This is a genomic window from Microvirga aerophila (assembly GCF_003332305.1).
GTDB classification, from domain to species: domain Bacteria; phylum Pseudomonadota; class Alphaproteobacteria; order Rhizobiales; family Beijerinckiaceae; genus Microvirga; species Microvirga aerophila.
On sequence record NZ_QOIO01000061.1, the window covers coordinates 1 to 22,227 of the forward strand.

Sequence of the window (22,227 nt, forward strand, 5' to 3'; positions counted from 1 at the left end):
AGCATGGATGGCAAGGGGGCTTGGCGCGACAACGTCTTTGTCGAGCGCCTGTGGCGCAGCATCAAATACGAGGAGGTGTATCTGAGGGCCTACGACAGTGTCGCTGAGACCCGCGCTTCGATTGGTCGGTATTTGGCCTTCTACAATGGCCGGAGGCCCCATTGGAGCCTTGACCGGAGGACACCCGATCTGGCCTACTTCACTCCGCTGCCGCAGCTTGCGGCAGCCTAACCCCCGCAGAGGCTCCACATAGCGAACCGGAAACGCTGTTCAGACAAACCGAGCCACCTCTGACTTCAGCTTTCAGGAAAAAGACACTGTTTGGGCCGCCTCTCACTTACCATGACACCCTTGTACCCAACCGGCTCTCGCGATTTCCCCAATTTCCAATTTTTTGCCCATTTAATAATGGGCATGTGCTCATAGCTCTCTGACCAGCATACATACTCAACGTCCTGAGCCTGACATCCTCCGTTGCTTGAAGGGGCAGAGAGGGGATTGCTCTGTGCCCTGCTCACGAGTTTATTGGCAGGCGATTGAGCCCGGCATAGATAGTGTAATCGGCCGAACGATACCGGCCGGTGTTCAGCTCAAAAGCCATCTTGAGTTTGCAGGGATAACCCAGCTCCTCAAAGCGAGACTTGCGGTGGAAGAACTCGGCCTCGGTATTGCGCCCGTTCTCATCAACGAATTTTGGGCGATGCACCACGAAGCCCTGGTCGACCATATTGTCCCAGTTCTTTGAGCCTGAGATATCCTCCAACTCGGGTGCTTTGCCCTTGCGGCTCGCATCCATCTTGGCAGGGTGAGCTAGCACCTGCACATGGCAGTTCAAATCATGTGCGAAGGCATGCAGGGTGCGCAGGCAACGGCCGATATAGTCAGTTTCCGTCTCGTTGCGATCGCGGGCAGCCTCCAGCCTATTCCAGGGATCGACCTGGATGATGCGTGCGCCGTGCCGGCTCACTGTGACCTCCGCCATGTCCAGGAACCATTCGAGCGACGGTCGCTGCTCGGGATGTAGAAGCCAGAGAAAGTGATCGTTGATCCAGTTGTCGGCAGCCTGTGTGTCTTGGTCCGTCATAGCATGTTCCAGCTTGCCGGCATGGAGTTGCCGGAGCGTGCGGCGGTGATGCGGCTTGGCCCGCGTCTCGAAGGAGGCAATGGCGGCCGTTAGACCGTATGCTCGACAGATTTGGTACCAAATCTGCATGAACAGCGTGGTCTTACCGTGCCCTGGGTGCCCCGTAACAACACTCAATGTGCGCGGAGCAAGGTGAACCTTGCTCTCCCATTCGGCGAAGCCAGGGTGCCACAGAGTCAGGGGAGGGAGCTCCGGCAGGTCACCGAGGCGATAAAGGCCGTTGACGGGCCAGGGCAGAGCACGGTGTGTCACAAGCTCGTGGAGCACTGCCGGACCAAAGGTGCGAAGCACGTCATTGGCGTCCTTGCAGCCGTCCGGCCACTCGACGTAGTAGAACCGGGCAGCCCCGAATAGCCGCACCAGATCGGCACGAAGCGCACCGCCGGGGCCGTCATTATCACCACAGCAGACGAAGCGCTTCGTCCGGCTGAGCCCATTGCGAAGTGCGTCCTCTACGTAGGCATAGCCCCGCAGCTCCGTGGGATCCTCGGACGTACGTGATCGGGCACCATTGGGTACGCTGATCACCTGCTCAACGGGAATGCCGGCCTCGACCAGAGAGGCCGCGTCCATTTCACCTTCAGTGATGAACACAGTCTCCGAACCGATCACACGCTCGACATTCCAGAACTGAAGCTTGCCACCCTTCTTAGACGTGAAGGCTTTCACCGGAAAGGCAGCAGCCTTCCAGTTCACCATCTCGCCTGCAGCCCGATATGAGAACACAAGCGCCTCGCTTTCGCGGTGCAGCTCAGGGAAGAATACCGCACCGGAGCCGACGCCGAGCCGCTCCAAAGTCGCCTGGCTGATCTTGCGAACCGTTTCGGCGTACGTCACGGCCGCTGCACTCAACGTCGGAGACGCCTCCGCTCCAGTCGCAGTGCCAGCAATGGAAGACTGCCCCATCATTTTGTATCCTTACAGAAAGGCATCGATCAAGTTTCTTGCGGCGGGTTGGCGAGCACCGCGGACATTGCGTGCGGTGTTCGCCTCGGCGGTTCGGGACCCTAATCCCAATTTCACGCAGGCGGTCGGTGATCAAAACCCGACCTCATCGCCAGTGTCGTTCAGGAGATAGCCCTGACAGCGCCAGTGCTTGCCCTCGCGGTCCACTGCAATGCCGGCTGCCCGTTTCTCATTCACCCAGGCCGGCACATGTGGGTTGGCGCCAGGCGGAGATGCTCGGCTGCTCTGCTGCAGATTGCGGATCACCTTGCCCAGATATGCACCGGAGTTCTGCGCCTGCTCTGCCAGGTCGAGCACACGGTTGGCTTCCATGAAGTCGCCGCTCTGGAGCTCCAGAAGCTGCATGCAGCGAGCGCGGCTAACTCCCTTCGCCACAAGGCCGTTCAAACAGGCCCAGAAGCGCTCCTCGTCCGAGACGTCGGCTGGGGTGCGAGCCTCGCTCTGACTCTTTTCTTTATGTGATTGTGGTTGTGGTTGTGGTTGGTTCAGCTGGGCTTTGCCATTGCTGGCCTCGTGCTGAAGCATTGCTTGAGCATTGGTTTGCTTTTGCTTTGCCTGACCCGACGCGAGGCCACCCTGCCGACCTGCTGCGGCGCGCTTCTGGTATTTCTCCTTTGTCGTTGTTAGTTCCGCCTCGATCCGCTTGTGCCGCCAGCCGGGCTCGAAGAATTCGGCTAGGGTGGGGCGGATTTCCATCCATTGGTCTAACGGCACGCGGCTAATACGCGCCAACTTTGCATCCTCTGGCGGCAGCCCTTCATGCCGCCAGTAGTGCAGGTTGAGCATGAGGTAGACCCCATGCTCCAGAGCGCTAAGGTGCACTGTATCGGCGAGGTAATCGCCGGGATAGAAAGGCATCCAGGGGTGGCTCATATCACCTCTTCCCGGCGCATCCGCCCGATGATGCCGAGCTCGGGGCACCTGCCCCATCCTTTGCGGGAGACTGGTTACCCGCGCTGAATTGCAGAATTGTCGCGGCGGGCCGTATGAAACAGAGCCCCTCGCGACCTGCTTGGAGCCACTCGAGAGGAGTGGGCCAGACTCGAAGTTCGCTCTGAGACGAAGGGTGAGCCGTACCAACTGCCTCCTCCCCAAGCGCAGAGGCCCGGTTGAGCCATGTTGAGAGGCGGCGAACCATGGGTGCCCAGGCCACAATGTCCGATACTTCACCGTGTTTATCGGTGATCAGAAAGAGGAAGGCGCGAACGCCCTCCACTTCGTTGATACCGCGCGGTTTAAACCGGAACCCTAGCTCATCGAAGACTACATAACCGACACGTACTGGGAAGGGCTCAGTCAAGGCAGTCACCGGAACACCGAGCCGTACTAGTTCATTAGTCTCCCGTGCCAGGAGGTCGCCGCAGCCCCAGAACGCAGCAGCAATGTCCGCCGGTCTAAGAGCCTTAGACTTACGCGATGGGCTACGGAGCATGATTGTACCCCTTCGCTAGCTTCAGACTGGTGATGGTGATCTCGCTACGCAGAACATAGCGAAGGCGGAGACCACGATGCGCTTTGTCGAAGTGGTTGCTGCGGACAGTGTCGATCACTGCACCCGCCTTGCGGACCTGGCGAACGAACTGGTGCCAAGCCGGCATCATCAGACCAGTCGGGGCGTACCCCGACTTACCGGCTTGCATGAGGTGAAGAAGAGCCAAAGCGGCGTGGCCCTGAACCGTGAACTCACGGTAGCCATCCGCATGGCCGCGAATTTCTTCGATAGGATTATGAAGGAACGAGTTGATCTGGAGCATCTTACACCTGACGAGAAAGGCCGGAGAGTTCGACGAGTAGGGCCGCCGTGACAGGGCTCACACGAGAGCGGCGAACGATGGCGCGAACGGCCGGGATAGCTAGCAGTTCGAGGTTGCGCTGCGGATCGATGAACTCGACACGAGCGGAAGGCTTGCGCCGCGAGCGGCGTGTGATAAAAGGCTGTTGCATATCAATTACCTTCAAGCCCCGCCGGAGCCCTCTTCGTGTGGGGTTTTCCTTTGGAGCGTGGCTCTATGGGGCTGATTAGACCGTCACGGGACGGCTCTGACGTGCGGCAACCCAGTCGATGAGGTCGCCGGTCTTCCAACCGAGTTTCCGTGTGCTCAGCTGCATTGGGGCGGGCACTCCACCGCTGCGGTAGAGTCGACGGAAGTGGGAAATGCTGAAGTTGAGGAAGGCCGCTGCCTCAGCGGTGTTCAACACTTTGTGGCGGGAGAGATCCGCCGGGAGATGGCTTAGAACTACAGTCATCGCTAACCTTTCGAAATCACCGGCTTAACCGGTGTTACGAATGATTAGGGACGTTCATTGGGATTGAAATGGAGACTTAATCCCAAAGCCTCTCTCACCACGCGGTCCGCCAATTCTTCCGCTTTCTGCTGCCGTAATGCGAGCGCAATGCCCTTAATTTGAGCTGCTACTTTCGGCTCCTGCAAGTCATACAATTGGAGAGCTGTTGAATTTTTTACCGATTTGTTTCGAAAGGACTTGTCCCATTCAGTGATTGTCGACTTAAGATTTTTCGACTTCTTCCCGACAATTGTGCGTATTTCCGGGTGATTTTCTGCAAGGAACGCCGCTGCTTCCTGCTTCTTCCTACCAGCTGCAATCAAAGCAACCAATGCTAGAGCAATAGATGCCCTTTGCCTTGCAACTTGGCTAATATCGAGTGGCTTGTTAGCGGGCTTGGACACCCTGAGCAGCGGGTGCCCCAAGTCTTTGAACAGTGAGTGAATGGATCCGACATCAAGGTCGCCAATCGCTTCCGCAAGCATATAGAATGTGTCTGCTTCTACAGAGGGCACACCGAGCTTCCTGAGGAACTCGCCGACCGCACATAATGCCTCTGAGTAGCGTGATCGGGTAGAGCCGGTGTTGCTGCAGGATGTTGATCCTCCGCTCAGAGCGACGGAAATTGCATCCTTGAGATCGCTTATGGCAGTCGCTTCACCCACGGTAGGAGTCCAAGGGGCAGCAGCGACAGCAATGTTCGCCCAGGGCTGATTCAGGGTGTTTTTCATGTATTGATCTTCCGTGACAAAAATGGCTCGTTAGGTGTCTTGGAAGATTACTTGTTCTGGTTAAAAGCCGTCTTAATGCATCATTAACTACTTTGCCGGTTTCGGTACGCCGAGGTTAACCCGCTGATCTTATTGTAAAAAGACATTGCTGAAAGTGTGGATATCTCGTGGATATCCTCAGCAGAGTTTTGTCGCCTTGCTCTGCTACGAATGCACTACGAGCTGACTTTGGGACCAAATGGTTATCATCGTTTGCTGCGGCCGGTTTTGCCATGCGTCTAGTGCCTCGGACTAAGGGTATTAGGCCAGATCATCGCAATTAAACTAAGCATATTCAGTGATTTATCCCAATTTTGATGCTGGATTTGATATTTCTGGAAGCGCATAGGAAGCTGCATCGACCCTCCAGTCGTCTCGTCCAACAAATCGATAATGACTACTGTAGTCTCTGTAGCCCGTATGGTCGGCATTTCGGGGCTAAGCAGACAATCACAAAGTCACGCTTAAGGACCGTACCTGACCCAAAGCGGGCATTTCAAGGGACAGCGCACCGCCACCGCTGGAGTCTACGGACCAAGGGTTTGCTGCCTTCAGCCGCGAAACCGAAGTGCTTCCAGCACGACGGCGAAAGCGGGCGCGTGCTGACGGCTGCTCGGGTAATAGAGGTGATACCCAGGATAAGGTTCGCACCAATCTTCCAGCACCCGTACGAGCCTACCTTCTCTGACATGATCTTCGACCAAGTTGTCGGGCAGGTAAGCCAGTCCCATTCCGTCCAACGCCGCCCTGCGTGCGATCTCCAGGCTGTTGATCGCAAGTTGGCCTTCGACGCGCACGTTGATCTCGCGGCCGCGCCTCTCGAACTCCCAAGGGAAGTACCCGCCTCGTGTGACCCGCCGCATGTTGATGCAGCGATGCCCGGTGAGGTCTTCCGGGCGCTTTGGCAGGGGATGCGTCCTGAAGTAGTCCGGCGCCCCGACAATCGCCTGACGGATGTCCGGCCCGATGCGTACCGCGATCATATCCTTCTCGACGAACTCGCCCACCCGGACACCGGCATCAAAACGTTGACTCACGATGTCGGTCAGACCCTCGTCGGTGACCAATTCGATCGTGATGTCGGGATACTCGCGCATCAGCTTCGACAACCGTGGCCAGAGGAGCGTCTCGGCCGCATGCTGGGTCGAGGTGATGCGGACGATGCCGGATGCCTTGTCCCTAAGTTCCGTGAGCGCCAGGAGACTTCCCTCGATCTGAGCGAATTGTGGCTCGATGCTGCGCAGGAGGCGCTCACCGGCTTCGGTAGGAGCGACACTGCGGGTGGTGCGGTTCAGGAGCCGCAAGCCCAGCCGCTCCTCGAGCCCTCTCATGGCCTGGCTCAGGGCCGGCTGCGAGACACCGAGCTGAACCGCAGCCCGGGTGAAACTGCCCTCGCGCGCGACGGTGATGAACGCGACCAGATCACTGACGTTATCCCGAAACATTCATAATCTCTGCTTATAGGCCCAAGACGAACATAGCATCTAATCCTATTAGTGGGCAGCCGCTAAATTGATGTCCATGCCAAGCGATGAACTTGGTCCGAACCAGATCCATGCCGGCGTTGCAAGGATGCACCCGCCCGATGGATTGGCCCTAATGAACATCAAGGAAGGATGTTGAGATGAAGGAGCTAGCCCTTGGCCTTGCAATCATGCTGGGATCCGTATCCGGCTTCGATGTCAGTGCCTCTCCGGCCTTGGCTCAGGACATGTCGAACGGCGCTGCCAACTTCTACAAGAGCGACCGGGTCGACGTGAAGAGTGTGACCTTCCGCAACCAGTACAACATGCAGGTGGCGGGCCATCTGTTCACGCCCAAGGACATGCAGCCGAACGCCAAGCTGGCCGCGATCGTCGTCGGACACCCGATGGGCGCCGTAAAGGAGCAGAGCGCTGATCTCTACGCCACCAAGATGGCCGAGCAGGGCTTCGTGACGCTCTCCATCGACCTGTCCTTCTGGGGCGATAGCGAGGGCAAACCCCGCAATGCGGTTCTGCCTGAGGTGTACACCGAGGACTTCAACGCGGCCGTCGATTACCTCGGATCGCAAACCTTCGTCGATCGCGAGCGCATTGGGGCGCTTGGCATCTGCGGCAGCGGGGGCTTCGCCATCAACGCCGCCAAGGTCGACCCGCGCATGAAGGCCATCGCGACGGTCAGCATGTACGACATGGGCGCCGTGACCAGGAACGGTCTTGGACACTCACAAACCGTCGAGCAGCGCAAGGCGATGATCGCGGCGGCGGCAAACCAGCGTTATGCCGAGTTCCAAGGCGGCGAGACGAAGTGGCTCAACTATCTGCCAAAGACATTGCCAGCCAATGCCGACCCCATCACGCGCGAGTTCCACGACTTCTATCGCTCCTCCCGTGGTGAGGCCGTGCCGGAAGGCACGCCGGCAGAACTCTCCCAAAATCGGGCCATGGTCCAGGAGGCGAAGTTCGTGAACTTCTACCCGTTCAACGACATCGAGACGATCTCGCCGCGGCCGATGCTCTTCATCACGGGAGACAAGTCACATTCGCGGGAGTTCAGCGAGGATGCTTACAAGCGGGCAGGCGAGCCGAGGGAGCTCTACATCGTCCCAAACGCAGGTCATGTCGACCTCTACGACCGGGTGAACCTGATCCCGTTTGAGAAGCTGACCGACTTCTTCCGCGGGAACCTGAACTCGTAAGACCTCCGCCGCGACAGACGTTGCAACGCGGCACGCCCGGCTCCCGGGGGTGCCTTCCAGTCGTATCAAGGATTATTCTCGATGCAAGCTGAAACCACGGCAGAAGCCCTGGCGGGGGCTGAGACAGCCTCATGGGGCTCCATCTTCGCGATGACGCTCTGTGTCTTCGCGCTCATCGCGTCGGAGTTCATGCCGGTCAGCTTGTTGACGCCGATCGCGTCCGATCTCCGGATCACGGAAGGCCAGGCCGGCCAGGCCATCGCCGTCTCCGGCGCATTCGCTGTCATCATCAGCCTTTTCATCTCCTCACTGGCTGGACGCTTGGACCGCAAGATCCTCGTGCTCTCGCTGACGCTCGTGATGGCGATCTCGGGAACAATCGTGGCCCTTGCGCCGAACTACCCGATCTTCATGATTGGTAGGGCGCTGATCGGTGTCGTCATCGGTGGCTTCTGGTCCATGTCGGCGGCCATCGCCATTCGGCTCGTCCCCAAGGATCAGGTGCCGAGGGCCTTGGCGATCTTCAACGCCGGCAATGCGTTGGCCACTGTCATCGCTCCTCCCCTGGGAAGCTTCCTCGGCGCGATCATCGGCTGGCGCGGCGCCTTCTTCGCCGTTGTTCCCGTCGCCGTGTTCGTCTTTGTGTGGCAATGGATCAGCCTTCCGTCGATGAAGGCAGAGCGCACCCCGGGTTCCGCGAACGTGTTCAAGGTGCTCAAGAGGCCCCTGGTCGCCTTGGGCATGGCGGGCGTCGGCCTGTTCTTCATGGGGCAGTTCGCGCTGTTCACCTATGTCCGCCCGTTCCTTGAAACCGTCACCAACGTTGGCGTTTCGACGCTCTCGCTCATCCTGTTGGGGATCGGTATCGCCGGGGTCGTTGGCAACAGCCTGATCGGCTGGTTCCTGAAGAATGGCCTCTACGGGACGTTGATCCTGCTTCCCATACTGATGGCCATCATCGCTGTGGCACTCATCGGGTTCGGAGACCGGGTACCCGCGACCGCCGCGTCGCTGGGTGTCTGGGGTCTCATCGCGACGGCGGCGCCCGTCGGTTGGTGGACATGGCTGGCGAAGTCCCTCCCGCAGGACGCCGAAGCCGGCGGCGGCCTCATGGTTGCGGTGATCCAGCTCGCGATCACACTGGGCGCGATCGTCGGAGGCCTGCTGTTCGATACCGCCGGCTATCAGAGCGCCTTTGGCGCCAGTGCGCTCCTGTTGCTGATCGGTGCCTTGCTGGCCTTCTTGACATCGCGAGCTGGCCAGGATCAGTCAGCCTGACAGACGGGCAGCCCAAGCAAACGACGTCGGCAGTCTTGCTGCCGACGTCTCGCTTCCGCCCCACGAACGGGCACCGGGCCAGGAACTCTGAAGCAGAGGTGCTACGAACGGGTCTCGACATCGTGAGGTGACAGCGCCGCGCCAAGTACTCAATCCTGCCGCGGATCTTTAGGGACTGCGCCACAGGCTCTGTGCCGACCCCGCCGACCGTTCTAGGGATTCGGACTTCCAACCGGCCGTTCCGGTCACGATCTCCTCGATCCAAGGGCGTTCATGTTCCACCTGACTTTCGCACTGCCCGCCCTCTATGTGCTGGCGCGGTTCGTGTGGCCGCTTCCGTGGGCGCCGGGCGGGAAGATTGCCCTTGCCATCGCCGTGCTCGTGGCATCGCAATACCATCTCTGGAGCCGCCTTTCGTCCGGCTCGGTCTTCTCGCCCGAGTTCCCACGCGCCATGGTGTTCCTGTTCAACTGGGCGTTCGGCGCGATCGCTCTCCTGGCGGTGATGCAGATCGCACTCGATGTGACCGTCTTGGTCGCGCGGCTGGTCCGGGGTGGCGGAACCATACCGGGCAGCGTGCGCTACACCGCCGCGACGGCGGCCATGCTGCTCTCGGCCCTCGGCGTGTACCAGGCAACGCGTGTTCCCCCGCTCAAGGATGTCGAGTTCGCCATCCCGGGCCTGCCGCCTCAGTTCGACGGCTACAGGCTTCTGCAACTGACCGATCTCCACATCAGCCGCCTGTTTCCCAAGGAATGGACGCAAGCGTTGGTGAAGCGTTCCAATGCGCTCGGCGTCGATCTGATCGTGGTGACGGGCGACCTGATCGACGGCTCGTTCGACGCACGGCGGGCCGACGTCGAGCCGCTCCACGATCTGCATGCGAAGGACGGGGTCTGGATCATTTCCGGCAACCACGAGTACTTCTTTGGCTACGAGGAGTGGATGCGCCAGTACGCCAGCCTGGGGATGCAGGCGCTCGCCAACGATCATACCGTCCTGAAACGTGATGGCGGATCGCTCGTGCTGGCCGGCGTCACCGACCTGTCGGCGTCCCGATCCTTCCATCCGGCACCGGACCTGTCGGCCGCTCTTGAGGGCGCGCCGTCCAAAACGCCTATCATCCTGCTCGACCACCAGCCGAGAAACGCGGCCCAAGCAGCTGCACGCGGCGTGGCGCTACAACTCTCCGGGCATACCCACGGTGGCATGATCCCAGGATTGGACCGGCTGATCGCGCGCGCCAACAACGGCTTTGTCTCGGGCCAATATCAGGTCGGCGGCATGACGCTCTACGTCAACAACGGCACGGCGTTGTGGCCCGGCTTCGCGCTACGGCTCGGGCGCTCGTCCGAACTGACGCGGGTCACCCTGCGACACGCGCCACCGCAGGATGGTCCGCCTGCCCATGCGCCGACGAGATCAGAGCGGGCGCTTGCTCCGGCCACCGCAGGCTGAATTGACGATGACAACGCCACCCAGCGGTATGGCAGCTCTGGTACCTTCCGGACGGGGCCGAACTTCTGCGTTGGGCAGGAACATCGGACGTTCCTGCCAGTGAACGAGCTTCACTGCCTGACCCACTCTGGACCTTCCTTCTCGCCTTTGCGCCGGTGGCATCGCAGAAATGATCATCGTTACCCTTGCTAGGGCATCAAGGTCGCCGTCGTCGTCTGCTGCCCTGTCTTCCGGTCAATTTTTATCATTGCATCGATACCGGCGCTGTATCGCAGAGTGCGCAAGGTTTATCAGTGGCTCTGGTGATAGTCCTCAGCCGTCACTCCGCAGGAAGACCCGATGAGTGTGGTGCCGTTTGAGCGGCGAGCAGGAAGCCTATCGAGCAAAGGAAAATTATCGTTCCAAACATGGTGGCCGCACTGAGAACGAGGCCGAAGCCATTCATCCCATACAAGAGAGCGATGAGTGGGACGGCCAGACCACTCGTTGTGAACCCGAGGAAATAGCGCACGCTGAAAGCCCGAGCCCTGAACTGGACTGGAACGTAACGGGCGACCATGGCATCGTTCACAACGACCTGCCCGTAGATCGCTGCCATCGCGAGCACCAGCCCACCAAGCATGGGTAATCCGGTCGTCAGAGACGCGAGGCCAAGCCCGAGCGGCTGCAGAATCGATAGCCCAGCGAAGATCCTCGGCAACGTCAATCGGTCAACGAGCCGCCCCATGAGCAACTGGGTCAGTGCCCCGAAGACAAACACGAGTGTGGCCAGAGATCCGGTCAGGACAAGTGGCAGGGAGGCGCCGGCACGCTCGTCAATGATCTTGGGAAGGGCAATGGTCGTGATGTTGAAGGTCATGCCGCCTGCCACGATCGCTAGTGCAAACAGCAGGAAGAGCGTCATTGGCCGAGTAACCGGGATGATAGGCTTGGCGCTGCTGGATCTGCCGTGACCATCTCCGTCGCCGGGCACGAGCCTGATGAAGGCAGCTCCGGCGGCAAGACAAACAACGCCAGGCAGAATGAAAGCAACCCGCCAGCCGAAGCTCGTCGAAAGAAGGGCCGTGATCCCCGAGGCAAAGGCCGCGCCGAGATTGCCCCACACTCCGTTGACCCCGAGATCCCGTCCAAGTTGGCGTGCATGGGTCACAAGCATCGTCGAGCCAATCGGATGATAAATCGCCGAGAACACCCCGAGCACGAAGAGCCAGATGCCGAACGCGGTCGGCGAGTTGGCTGTCGACAGTCCCAAACACGCGGTCCCACACCCGCCGAAAAAGATCCCCAGCAGATTGCGCCGCCCCAGGCGATCTGCAAGCCAGCCCATTGGCAGCGAGAACAGGCCGAAGGCCACAAAAGCACCGGTCGAGAGGCCAATCAAGCTGGCATAGGACAGCTGCTGCTCTGCCGCGATCGCGATCACGGCTGTTGGGTAGATCAGAAGGACAAAGTGGTCGAGCGCGTGCGCGATGTTGACGAAGGTGATCGTGCGGCGAGAGAGCAGGTCAGGAGACATTCTCGGAATCCTCGTCTGTTTCTGGCCTAACACACAGCGGCTGCCCGAAGCCGTTAGCGTGCTCCACCTGTGGCTTGTCCGCCAGCTACGCCGCCCGATCGAAACTCGCGATGAAGTCAGCCAGGCGTTCGCCCTGGATCAGGATGTGCTCCCGGAGCAGCCGCTCCGCCCGGTCGCTATCTCCGGCATGAATGGCATCAACGATCCCCTGGTGCTCTGCGAGTGAGTTCGCCACCCGGCTGCGGGCCCGCAGCTGGAGCCGTCGATACGGCTTGAGGCGGGCGTGAAGTTGCTGAGCCTGTTCCGCCAGAAAGATGTTCTGGCAGGCCTCGTATATGACATGGTGGAAGCGCTCGTTCGCATAGTAGTAGGCGTCCGCGTTCTCCTGCGATGCCTCACGGACGCAATCCTCGTGCGCCTTTTCCAATTCCCGCTGCATAGCTTCAGTAATCCGCCGGGCCGCCAAAGCGCCACACATGCCCTCAAGCGCGGCCATGACCTCGAATCGCTCGACGACATCCTTAAAGCTGAGCGAGGCCACGAACGCGCCCCGCCGCGCCTGCAGCTCGACCAAGCCCGTCGAGGCCAGTTGCATCAGCGCCTCTCGGATCGGCGTCCGCGAGACCTCGAACCGAGCCGCGAGGCTCTGCTCGTCCAGCCGGTCGCCAGGACGGAACTTGCCCGTAACAATGTCCTGCTCGAGGGCGTCCCTTAGGACTTGAGCGCGTCTCATGGTACACGTCCTACTCGCCCGTATCGTAAAGCCGGGTACTATAATCTTGCAAGCGATTTATTGTATACAAGATTGTTGACTTCTAATGCAGAGAGGGGCAATCCTTCTGGGAAGGGAAACGAGGGATTCACCTGCGCAATCCCCACGAGACGGCTCAAAGCCGCCCGTCCGCCCGACGCAGAGGAGGAAACGGAGGAGCGGGTGCCATGTCGCCACAGCTGATCTCAATCTACGCTCTTGTTGCGATGTTTGTGGTTGCCACGATTCTGCCGATTAACATGGGGGTGCTGGCATTCGTCGGTGCCTTCCTGGTCGGGACCCTGGTTGCCGGTCAAACCACCAATGCCATCATTGCCGGCTTTCCCGGCGGCTTGTTCCTGACTCTGGTCGGGATCACCTTTCTCTTTGCCATCGCCCAGAACAACGGTACGATCGACTGGCTCGTCCGTCTTGCGGTCAGGGCTGTGCGGGGTCGGATCGCCGCTATCCCGTGGATCATGTTCGGGATCTCCGCCGTCTTGACGTCTGTCGGCGCGGTCAGCCCGGGTGCGGTTGCCATCATTGCCCCGGTCGCGCTCGGCTTCGCACTCAAATACAGCATCTCGCCGTTGCTGATGGGCCTGATGGTCATCCATGGTGCTCAGGCGGGCGGCTTCTCACCGATCAGCATCTACGGCGGCATCACCAATCGGATTGTCGCAAAGGCAGGGCTTCCGCTAAGCGAGATTACGACCTTCCTGGCGAGTTTCGGCGTCAACCTCTCTGTCGCCCTCCTGCTCTTCTTCGCGCTCGGCGGCCGCAAGCTCCTCCAGGCGGAGGCAGCAGCGCCGGCTGCCGTCAACGTCCCTGCCGTTCAGATCGCGATGCCGCAGTCCGGCCCGCAAATCTTTGGCGATTCCGAAGCCGAGGCCCTCAGCGAGGAGATCAGGCTCGAAACCGGCCAGAAGCCGAACCGCTCGATCATGGAGAATCCAGTCAAGGGGGCGGAAACGCCAGAAGGCGGTCTGTACCAGATCGTCACGCTGCTTGGCCTCGTCGCTCTCGCGGTTCTCGTCCTTGCCTTCAACCTCGACATCGGCTTTGTGGCGATCACGATTGGCCTGATCCTGTCCATGATGGCGCCAACCCTGCAAAAGCGCGCGATGGGCCAGGTTGCATGGCCTGAGATCATGTTGATCACGGGCGTGAGTACCTATGTGGTCGTACTCGAGAAGATGGGCACCATCTCTTTCGTCGGCGACAGCGTCGCAGGTCTGGCTTCCCCGATGCTCGCCGCACTCCTCCTGTGCTTCATCGGCGCTGTCGTGTCAGCGTTCGCGTCGTCGACGGCTGTGCTTGGATCCCTTATTCCGCTCGCCGTTCCGTTCCTGCAGGCCGGAACGGGCGTCAGCCCGATCGGCTTCATTGCCGCCATGGCTGTCTCGTCGACCATCGTCGATGTGAGCCCGTTCTCCACCAATGGTGCACTGGTCCTAGCGAACGCCCAGGGCGTCGACCGTGAGGCATTTTTCCGCAAGCTCATGGCTTACGGCGCCATTGTCACCGTGGTCGCGCCGATCGTCGTCTGGGCTCTGTTCGTTGTTCTTTGAAGCTGATCGTCTGTTGTGGATGAAGGAGATGAACATGAAGCTCTCTCGATCGATGGCTGGACTGGAGGCGGCGCCAGCCTTCCTCAGTGACCTGATTGACACGCTGACCGAGCGGGGGCGATCCCTACTCGGGCAGAAGGCGGGGCGGGAAATCGTCGCCAAGGACGCCCTCCCGACCTTGGGCGAGTTTCTGCTCTCGCGCAGGGGTGAAGCCTCGGGAGTGGCCCTCGCACAAACGTTGTTTGCCAGCTACGTCGCGGCCGAGCCAGCCGAGCGTCTGGCCTTCCTTCAGGCGCTGGCGGATCGCTTCGGGCCCGATCGGCAGCGCATTGAGCTTGCCATCGAGGCATTTCGTCAGGACCAAGGAACAGACGCCGTGGAGGGGCTGCATGCGGCGGCGGAGCCTCGAAGGCAGGAACTGATCCGGCGCCTGAACCTTGCTCCTGGCGGCACCTCAGCCCTGGTACGAATGCGCGAGGAACTCCTGGAGTACCTGCCCAAGCACCCGGAGCTGAAGCCGGTCGACGCGGACTTCACCCATCTCTTCTCGTCCTGGTTCAATCGAGGGTTTCTGGTGCTGCGGCCGATTGACTGGACCACGCCCGCCAACATTCTGGAGAAGATCATCCGCTACGAGGCGGTGCATGCGATCCAGAATTGGGATGACCTGCGCAACCGCCTCCAGCCGGAGGATCGCCGCTGCTACGGCTTCTTCCACCCGCAGCTCGTTGACGAGCCACTGATCTTCGTCGAGGTGGCGCTGACCAAGGAGATCCCCGGTGCGATCGGTCAGCTTCTCGACCTGTCCCGCACGCCAATTGCCGCGACCGAGGCGACGACAGCGGTGTTCTACTCGATCTCGAACACGCAGAAGGGTTTGGGTGGGGTGTCCTTCGGCAACTTCCTGATCAAGCAGGTCGTGGAGAATCTGAAACGCGAGTTGCCGAACCTCAAGACGTTCGTGACGCTCTCACCTGTCCCAGGCTTTGCCCGTTGGCTGGAGCGCGAGCGCAAGACCGAGGAGTCAGATTGCCTCGATGTTGCAGCGAGGGAAGCGTTGATGGTTCTCGATCAACAAGCCTGGAATAACGATCCCGAAAGGGTGGAGAAGCTTCGTGCAGCCCTTCTCCCTGTCGCAGCCTGCTACTTCCTCAAAGCAAAGGATTCTAAAGGTCGGCCCGTTGATCCAGTGGCCCGGTTCCATCTCGGCAATGGAGCAAGGCTCGAACGCCTGAACTTTCTCGGCGACGTTTCGTCGAAGGGTCTGAAGCAGGCGCATGGGTTGATGGTGAACTACCTCTATGCCCCCGATGAGATCGAGAAGAACCACGAGGCCTTCGCCGAGAAAGGCACAGTTGCTGCCTCGTCCATGGTCCGCAAGGCTTTGCGGGCTGATCTTTCCTCTCACGATCTGGTGCCAACCCCATGACCAGAACATCCCGCGATGTCTTTACCGGTTCCACCATAGGTCCCCGCTTCGGAGCCATTGCTATGAACGCGAACCTGTTTGACCGCTTTGAACGCTCGATTACCGACCCTGCGAAGACCGCCATCACCACGCCTGCCGGCGAGACCATCAGCTATACCAACTTGATTTCCCTTTCAGGCCGGTTGGCCAACGTGCTAGTGGCCTGCGGTGTCAAGCCCGGCGACAGGGTCGCAGTCCAAGTCGAGAAGTCCGTTCCGGCTCTGGTGCTGTATCTTGCCACCGTCCGAGCAGGAGCGGTCTATCTCCCTCTCAATACCGCTTATACGCTGGCCGAGCTTGAGTACTTCATCGGCGATGCCGAGCCCTCTTTGGTGGTCTGCGATCCAGCGAAGCGCGAAGGAATCGAACAGCTTGCCGCAAAGGTGAGTGCGGCGGTCGAAGCGCTTGATGCTAAAGGGCAGGGTTCTCTGATAGACGCTGCGTCGGATGCCCCTGAGGCCTTCGAGACGGTGCAGAGGACTGGCGACGACCTGGCGGCGATCCTTTACACGTCCGGTACGACCGGCCGCTCCAAGGGCGCAATGCTGACCCACGACAATCTTGTCTCGAATGCGCTGACCCTGAAGGAAGTGTGGCGCTTCACGGCGGATGACGTGCTGATCCATGCCCTGCCGATCTATCACACCCATGGGCTCTTTGTGGCGAGCAACGTGACCCTATTCTCCGGGGCGTCGATGATCTTCCTTGCGAAGTTCGATGCCGACGAGATCCTGGGACTGATGTCCCGCGCTACCGCCCTGATGGGGGTGCCGACCTTCTACGTTCGCCTTCTGCAGCATCCCGGCCTGACCAAGGAGGCAACATCTGGCATGCGCCTGTTCGTGTCGGGCTCGGCGCCCCTGCTGGCTGAGACTCACCGCGAGTGGAGCGCCCGCACCAGCCATGCCATTCTTGAGCGCTACGGCATGACTGAGACGAACATGAACACCTCGAACCCATATGACGGGGACAGGATACCGGGCGCCGTTGGCCTGCCGCTGCCCGGGGTGTCGGTGCGCATCACCAACCCCGACACTGGCGAGGAGTTGGCGACGAACGAGATTGGCATGATCGAAGTAAAGGGGCCGAACGTGTTCAAGGGCTACTGGCGCATGCCCGAGAAGACCGCGTCCGAGTTCCGCCCGGATGGCTTCTTCATCACAGGTGACCTCGGCAAGATTGATGAGCGCGGCTATGTGCACATTCTCGGCCGCGGCAAGGATCTGGTGATCACTGGCGGCTTCAACGTCTACCCGAAGGAGATCGAAGACGAAATCGATGCTATTCCCGGCGTATTCGAGAGCGCTGTGATCGGCGTGCCGCACAAGGATTTCGGCGAGGGAGTGACAGCTGTCGTGGTCCGCTCCAAGGAGGCAATGGTGGACGAGAAGGTGATCCTAACCACGCTCGAAGGCCGCCTGGCGAAGTTCAAGTTGCCCAAACGAGTCGTCTTCGTCGAAGATCTACCTCGAAATGCGATGGGCAAGGTGCAGAAGAACGTGCTGCGGGAGCGGTTTGCCGACCTTTACACGGCGCCGGTGCAGGCCCCGTAAGCTGTTTCCAGGGGCATCGAGGGAGTTCGGGGATCACAGCCGGAGGCTCTGCGATCCCCCGGTTTTTGAAGACCCCTCAGAAAATAGCGTTCCAACGAGCACAGCCGACGACGAAGGAACGAGACGAATAGCTTAAACTTCATGAGCCTATGTACTGGCCGCATGACCAACATGCAGCTTTCACTGTTTCGAATTGGTCGGCACATAACCACATGAGGAGAAGGAAACGCTCAAGGACCTTTAGAATTCCAGTAAGGAGTCCGTTCCTTGACGATTATCGCTCTTCTGGGCCACTCGCTGGCCAATCTACAACGCAAATCAGCTAGCCTCACACGGCAAAGGGCTCTTCCTTCCAGGGCGAGAAGCTACGGCTTTTGGATGCCCTTGATTGCGGCACGCCTGCAGGAGGCTGATCTTCTGGTAAGTGGGTATCTCCAGCGCCCGGACAATGTGGCGGCTGGAGATCCAGACCACCAACTCAAAGATTGGGGATTCCATCGCTGAGGACTGCGCGATTGCTCATGTGCCGCAATCAAGCTCTCTTCAGCCCTTCTTTATCGACCTTCTGATGTTTGCCACAGGTTCTCAAGGGCGAACTTCTCCTAATGGCACTTCTGAGACATTGCGGGTGAGTCCGCTTGCCGGGGCTAAGCGGAAGTTCATGATGGATACGGAACATCAGTGCCTGACCCTGAAGAGATGTTCCGTAGTGGGACCTGGCCCTGCGCTGGGGCCTCAAGGTGCCCGCGTGGATGCGGGAGGCCGCCTTCATGGGCGGCTGCGGACCCTATTTCTGGCTGGACTTGTTCCAGGCACGCGACGTCCAGATCATCGAGACCCCGCCTGCCTTCAGACGCCGGGTCCTTTTCTCGTACGCGGAGCCGCTCGAGAACGCCAAGTTCCCGCACACCAGCAAGGTCGGGATGCCTTTCTGGGATTAGACTCGGATGAGCGACGCTCCCGGCGTACTTGGCGGCACCTCGTCGGCGAGCCAAGGTCTGCTGCTGGCAACGTTTGTTGAACAAACCATGCGCTCTCCACTGTTGGAAAGAAAGCAACAGTGAAAGCACGCATGCCGCCGGCTTTTCAGCTTTGGAGGGCTGTTTCGATCATAGAGGGCCGCTGTGAGAATTCTGCGTACCAAGCAGCTGCCTGCGGGTGCGATTTCCGCCAGTCGAAATCCGGAAAGCGGAAATCGAGGTAGCTCAGTCCACATGCGATCGTAATTGTTCCGATATCGACGCGGTTCCCAAAATCAGCTGCCCAGGATTCGATCTTTGCCAGTGCGGTATGAACCTTATCGAACTGCGCGGCTGCCCACGCATCCCAGAACTGAGGCTCCGGCCGCAGTGCTTTCTCGAAGCGGGTCAGAAGCGCCGCATTCATCAATCCATCACCAAGCGACTGTTCTGTAAGCACCTGCCACCGGGTATCATCAGAGCCGAACAGAAGGCCTCCGCAGAGCGAATCGAGGTATTCGCAAATTACTCGGCTGTCATAGAAAACACGACCATCATCAGTCAGAAGGGTCGGAACCTGCCCGAGCGGATTATGCTCGATGATGGTCTGGTCCCGGTTGATTGGATGGGCTGCACAAGCCAGCCGCTCTACCCGGTCGCCAAGACCCAACTCCCGTGCGCAGACCAGCACCTTTCGGACGAACGGTGAACTAGGAGAGAAAAAGACCTTCATGGTTCGAGAGCTCCACAGCTTGGATTGCGAATGAAAGCACGGCGCCTGTTCAGGAACGCCCAAGTATTGGCCTACGGGCGTGTTCCAGATGGAAGTAGCAGCGTGCAGAGCGGGGAGGGCGCACTGCGGAAAGACACCGAGGCTGATCGATATCAAGCCGCCCATTGCGGGTTTTGCCGGATCATGTGAAAATTCTCTTTCAGGAACAAGCCCGCAAAATACACATGCTCGCGCATCAAGTCCTCTGCGCGCGCGCCTTGCCCAGTGATAAGCGCATTGGTTATGCGGTGGTGATCATCATGAGAACGCAAGATCACCGGGTAATCGTGCCAGAGGATGATCCGATCTGAGACAAAGGGAACAGCGTGCGTTTGGCTGACGAACCGATCGACCCAGGAATTGCCTGACAACTCAATGATCGTGTTGTGAAACGTTATGTTCATGAGCTGGTAGGGTTCATAATCCGCTGCCTCCAATCGGCCCTTCGACAGGACGCGGTCGCCTTGGGCAAGACAGCTGCGCAGCTTTCCCTCGACATCTGCGGGAACGCCATTGGCGGCTGCAAGACGACAGGCTAAGCCTTCAATCGCAGCACGGACTTCATAAGCCGCAAAGACCTCACTGGCATCGAACTGTCTGACCATATAGCCGCGCTTGGGCTGGTAATCCACTAGGCCTTCGTTGCTAAGAGCCGTCAAAGCCGATCTTACCGGCGTCCGGGATACGCCGAGCCGCGTGGCAAGCGGAATTTCCTCGAGCCGGTCACCGGCGGCCAGGGTGCCGTTGAGAATCCAGCCACGAAGCGTGTCAGTAACATCTTGTGAGCGTGTGCGCATGAGGATGTGTCCGTGAAGCCGCTGCGGATCCACCATAGCTCAATCCCACACCGAGTCCAGTATCATGTATCCATGAAGCGATCATGTATTCATAAATGTGGTTCTTTTTTCGAACAGTATCAGAAAACACCATTGACGCCGCCCATACATGTATACATGATGCCCATATTATGGTCCGCGAGAGATCAAGTGCAGTGAGGGAACGTTATGGAACGTGTGGCGCTTGTGACAGGTGGGGCGCGCGGGATCGGGCAGGAGATCTGCCGCACTCTCGCCGAGGCTGGGCTTCAGGTCGTAGCCGCTGATATCGACGAACGGGGCGCAGTTGCAGCGGCTGGAAACTTACCGGGCCGCGGCCACGCTGGACATTACGTCGATGTTGCAAATGAAGCTTCTGTTCAAGCTCTCTTCAATGCGGTTGAGGGTGAAATTGGACCTGTTGCGGTTCTCGTCTGCAACGCCGGTCGGCTGCTCTTGCACGACGGGAAACGCCCCCTTATCCACGAGACCTCGCTTCAGAGCTGGGAAGAAACGTTTGGGGTCAACACCGTCGGCCCATTCCTCTGCTCCCGCGCTTTCGTCACCCGCCGCCAAGCCGAGTCGGTAGAGCATGGGCGGGTGATCACCTTCTCCTCCGTTGCAGCCCAACTCGGCGGTTACAATGCCAGCGCCGCCTACATCGCTGCAAAAGCTGCTGTCATCGGATTCACGAAGGCTCTCGCCCGAGAGGTCGCACCTCTCGGGATTACAGCGAACATCATCGCGCCCGGCATGATTGAAACCGATATGATGCGGACCGCTGCGGGCGGTGCAGGTGCAACTCCCGCGAATACCTCGAATGTTCCCCTTGGCCGCATCGGCCAACCCTGCGACGTTGCCGCAGCCGTTCGCTTTTTGGCTTCTCCTGAAGCCTCTTACATCACCGGAGCCACCATTGACGTGAATGGCGGCTACCGGATGCAATAACAACAAAAAATCGTTTACCACTTGAAGGAGGAAACTATGTTGACCCGTCGCACACCTTTGCGGGCGGCTGCCGTCGCCGCCCTGCTGTCTATGTTCGCCGCCCCCGCGTTAGCGCAAGAGCCAGGCTTGACCCCGACATCAATCAAGATCGGACTGTTCGGGCCGCTTTCGGGACCATCGATGTCCTACGGCTTCGACGTTATGAATGCGGCTCGCATGTACTATGACAAGATCAATGCCGAAGGCGGTATCCATGGCCGCAAGATAGAGCTTTCGGTTCAGGATGACCGCTGCAACGCCAATGATCTCGTCGCTGCCGTGAAAAAACTGGTCGAGCAGGATCAGGTCTTTCTACTCAATGGCGCCTCGTGCTCGGCTGCTGCCGTCGCCGGCAAGGACTATGTGGTGCGCTCCGGTGTGCCGTGGCTGATGCTCAATGCATCGGCCGATGGTGCTCTCTATCCGCCGCAGCCCAACATCTTTGGCGCCTTTTCCATCTCCCAGCGCGCCATGGGCGGGTCGATTGTCGAGTTCGCCGTAAAGCAACTCAACGCCAAGAAGATCGGCTATATCAATCACGACGACGCATATGGAGCGTGGAACCTGGAGGCTGCCCAATTCCAAGCCAAGGATAACAAGGTCGATCTCGTGGTCGAGTCAGTTAACCCGAACATCTCGGATGTGACCGCACCTCTGTTGAAGCTGCGGGCTGCAAATGTCGATGTTCTGCTGATCGCGACCTATGCCCGCCCAGCTCAGTTGATCCTGAAAAAGGCATATGAACTTGGCTTCACCAAACCGCAGGTATTGGCCGTGAACGCGATTGCCAATGTTCAGCAGCTCTCCGAGAACGTTGGCAGCAAAGACGCGTTCAAGAACGTCTACATTCAGGAAGTGCTTGCCGATAAGCCCGGCAGTGAGAAGCTGAAATGGGTCTACGACATGTATAAAACGTCATACCCCGATCTCGCATCGAAGCCTGACCACCCTCAGGTCTATATGCCTTACGGGATCCCGTCAGCAATGGCCGTGGTCAAGGCTCTGCAGGATGCGGGTCCCGATTTGACCCGAGCCAAATTCATCGAAGCCGCGAAGAAGCTCAACTTCGACTCAGGCGTCATGGCCGGCCCAATCGCCTTTGGAGAGAATGAACGTGCTGCCCAGAAGGCGTCGATTTTTCTCAAGTTCGACGGTGCAGAGATGACCAGGGTTCCTGGAGCGTTTGCCAGCCGCTGGACTTACCAAGGTCAATAAGTACTTGACGAAAGGTCGGCTGGCCCAAAAGGCTAGCC

At 59.4% G+C, this 22,227-nt stretch carries 21 protein-coding genes; 10 read left to right on the plus strand and 11 right to left on the minus strand.

Annotated elements, in window-relative coordinates; all coding sequences use genetic code 11:
- The coding region (locus tag DRB19_RS24360) for an integrase core domain-containing protein (RefSeq protein WP_162815840.1) at positions 1-231 on the plus strand (231 nt) is incomplete at its 5' end.
- 283 nt (positions 232-514) lie between these two features.
- On the opposite strand, the gene DRB19_RS24365 is transcribed toward DRB19_RS24360, so the two are convergent.
- The 7 genes from DRB19_RS24365 to DRB19_RS24395 form a co-directional block, all read right to left on the minus strand.
- The gene (locus DRB19_RS24365; protein ID WP_162815841.1) at positions 515-1,981 is read right to left on the minus strand and encodes a DnaB-like helicase C-terminal domain-containing protein; all 1,467 of its coding nucleotides are present in this window, start codon (positions 1,979-1,981) and stop codon (positions 515-517) included.
- 201 nt (positions 1,982-2,182) lie between these two features.
- Complete coding sequence (locus DRB19_RS24370) at positions 2,183-2,983, minus strand: YdaU family protein (RefSeq protein WP_162815842.1); 801 nt, start codon at positions 2,981-2,983, stop codon at positions 2,183-2,185.
- A 548-nt stretch (positions 2,984-3,531) separates the two neighbouring features.
- The gene (locus DRB19_RS24375) at positions 3,532-3,864 is read right to left on the minus strand and encodes a winged helix domain-containing protein (RefSeq protein WP_114188616.1); all 333 of its coding nucleotides are present in this window, start codon (positions 3,862-3,864) and stop codon (positions 3,532-3,534) included.
- A gap of 1 nt (position 3,865) precedes the next feature.
- A complete protein-coding gene (locus DRB19_RS24380; RefSeq protein ID WP_114188617.1) occupies positions 3,866-4,054 on the minus strand; it encodes a hypothetical protein in 189 nt (62 codons plus the stop codon).
- Positions 4,055-4,129: 75 nt separating this feature from the next.
- Positions 4,130-4,357 carry a helix-turn-helix transcriptional regulator gene (locus DRB19_RS24385; RefSeq protein ID WP_114188618.1) on the minus strand — a complete coding sequence of 76 codons (228 nt, stop codon included), beginning with the start codon at positions 4,355-4,357 and terminating at the stop codon, positions 4,130-4,132.
- 44 nt (positions 4,358-4,401) lie between these two features.
- Complete coding sequence (locus DRB19_RS24390; RefSeq protein WP_147022144.1) at positions 4,402-5,127, minus strand: hypothetical protein; 726 nt, start codon at positions 5,125-5,127, stop codon at positions 4,402-4,404.
- A 590-nt stretch (positions 5,128-5,717) separates the two neighbouring features.
- A complete protein-coding gene (locus DRB19_RS24395) occupies positions 5,718-6,611 on the minus strand; it encodes a LysR family transcriptional regulator (RefSeq protein WP_114188620.1) in 894 nt (297 codons plus the stop codon).
- Between the two features lie 179 nt (positions 6,612-6,790).
- Between DRB19_RS24395 and DRB19_RS24400 the strand changes: the two genes are divergently transcribed.
- From DRB19_RS24400 to DRB19_RS24410, 3 genes are all read left to right on the plus strand, one after another.
- Positions 6,791-7,846, plus strand: coding sequence for an alpha/beta hydrolase (locus tag DRB19_RS24400; protein ID WP_114188621.1), 1,056 nt, complete (start codon positions 6,791-6,793; stop codon positions 7,844-7,846).
- An 81-nt stretch (positions 7,847-7,927) separates the two neighbouring features.
- Positions 7,928-9,124, plus strand: coding sequence for an MFS transporter (locus DRB19_RS24405; RefSeq protein WP_210207527.1), 1,197 nt, complete (start codon positions 7,928-7,930; stop codon positions 9,122-9,124).
- Positions 9,125-9,397: 273 nt separating this feature from the next.
- On the plus strand, positions 9,398-10,582 hold the full coding sequence (locus DRB19_RS24410; protein WP_114188622.1) for a metallophosphoesterase: 1,185 nt from the start codon (positions 9,398-9,400) through the stop codon (positions 10,580-10,582).
- A gap of 319 nt (positions 10,583-10,901) precedes the next feature.
- On the opposite strand, the gene DRB19_RS24415 is transcribed toward DRB19_RS24410, so the two are convergent.
- Both DRB19_RS24415 and DRB19_RS24420 read right to left on the minus strand, forming a co-directional pair.
- A complete protein-coding gene (locus tag DRB19_RS24415) occupies positions 10,902-12,098 on the minus strand; it encodes an MFS transporter (protein WP_114188623.1) in 1,197 nt (398 codons plus the stop codon).
- Positions 12,099-12,183: 85 nt separating this feature from the next.
- Positions 12,184-12,831: a GntR family transcriptional regulator gene (locus DRB19_RS24420; RefSeq protein ID WP_114188624.1), complete on the minus strand. Its 648-nt coding sequence runs from the start codon at positions 12,829-12,831 to the stop codon at positions 12,184-12,186.
- Between the two features lie 206 nt (positions 12,832-13,037).
- Between DRB19_RS24420 and DRB19_RS24425 the strand changes: the two genes are divergently transcribed.
- The 4 genes from DRB19_RS24425 (at position 13,038) to DRB19_RS24440 (ending at position 18,382) form a co-directional block, all read left to right on the plus strand.
- On the plus strand, positions 13,038-14,420 hold the full coding sequence (locus DRB19_RS24425) for an SLC13 family permease (RefSeq protein ID WP_114188625.1): 1,383 nt from the start codon (positions 13,038-13,040) through the stop codon (positions 14,418-14,420).
- A 52-nt stretch (positions 14,421-14,472) separates the two neighbouring features.
- Positions 14,473-15,849 carry a malonyl-CoA decarboxylase gene (locus DRB19_RS24430; RefSeq protein ID WP_114188636.1) on the plus strand — a complete coding sequence of 459 codons (1,377 nt, stop codon included), beginning with the start codon at positions 14,473-14,475 and terminating at the stop codon, positions 15,847-15,849.
- Between the two features lie 62 nt (positions 15,850-15,911).
- Complete coding sequence (locus DRB19_RS24435) at positions 15,912-17,441, plus strand: malonate--CoA ligase (RefSeq protein WP_114188626.1); 1,530 nt, start codon at positions 15,912-15,914, stop codon at positions 17,439-17,441.
- A gap of 740 nt (positions 17,442-18,181) precedes the next feature.
- The gene (locus DRB19_RS24440) at positions 18,182-18,382 is read left to right on the plus strand and encodes a hypothetical protein (protein ID WP_162815843.1); all 201 of its coding nucleotides are present in this window, start codon (positions 18,182-18,184) and stop codon (positions 18,380-18,382) included.
- A 145-nt stretch (positions 18,383-18,527) separates the two neighbouring features.
- Here the strand turns inward: DRB19_RS24440 and DRB19_RS24445 are convergent, their stop codons facing one another.
- Entirely contained in the window at positions 18,528-19,133 is a 606-nt protein-coding gene (locus tag DRB19_RS24445) for a glutathione S-transferase (RefSeq protein WP_114188628.1), read from the minus strand.
- A 152-nt stretch (positions 19,134-19,285) separates the two neighbouring features.
- A complete protein-coding gene (locus DRB19_RS24450) occupies positions 19,286-20,005 on the minus strand; it encodes a GntR family transcriptional regulator (protein WP_210207528.1) in 720 nt (239 codons plus the stop codon).
- A 171-nt stretch (positions 20,006-20,176) separates the two neighbouring features.
- Between DRB19_RS24450 and DRB19_RS24455 the strand changes: the two genes are divergently transcribed.
- Positions 20,177-20,935 carry an SDR family NAD(P)-dependent oxidoreductase gene (locus DRB19_RS24455; protein WP_114188629.1) on the plus strand — a complete coding sequence of 253 codons (759 nt, stop codon included), beginning with the start codon at positions 20,177-20,179 and terminating at the stop codon, positions 20,933-20,935.
- 36 nt (positions 20,936-20,971) lie between these two features.
- Positions 20,972-22,189, plus strand: coding sequence for an ABC transporter substrate-binding protein (locus DRB19_RS24460; RefSeq protein ID WP_114188630.1), 1,218 nt, complete (start codon positions 20,972-20,974; stop codon positions 22,187-22,189).
- Positions 22,190-22,227 lie beyond the last annotated feature (38 nt).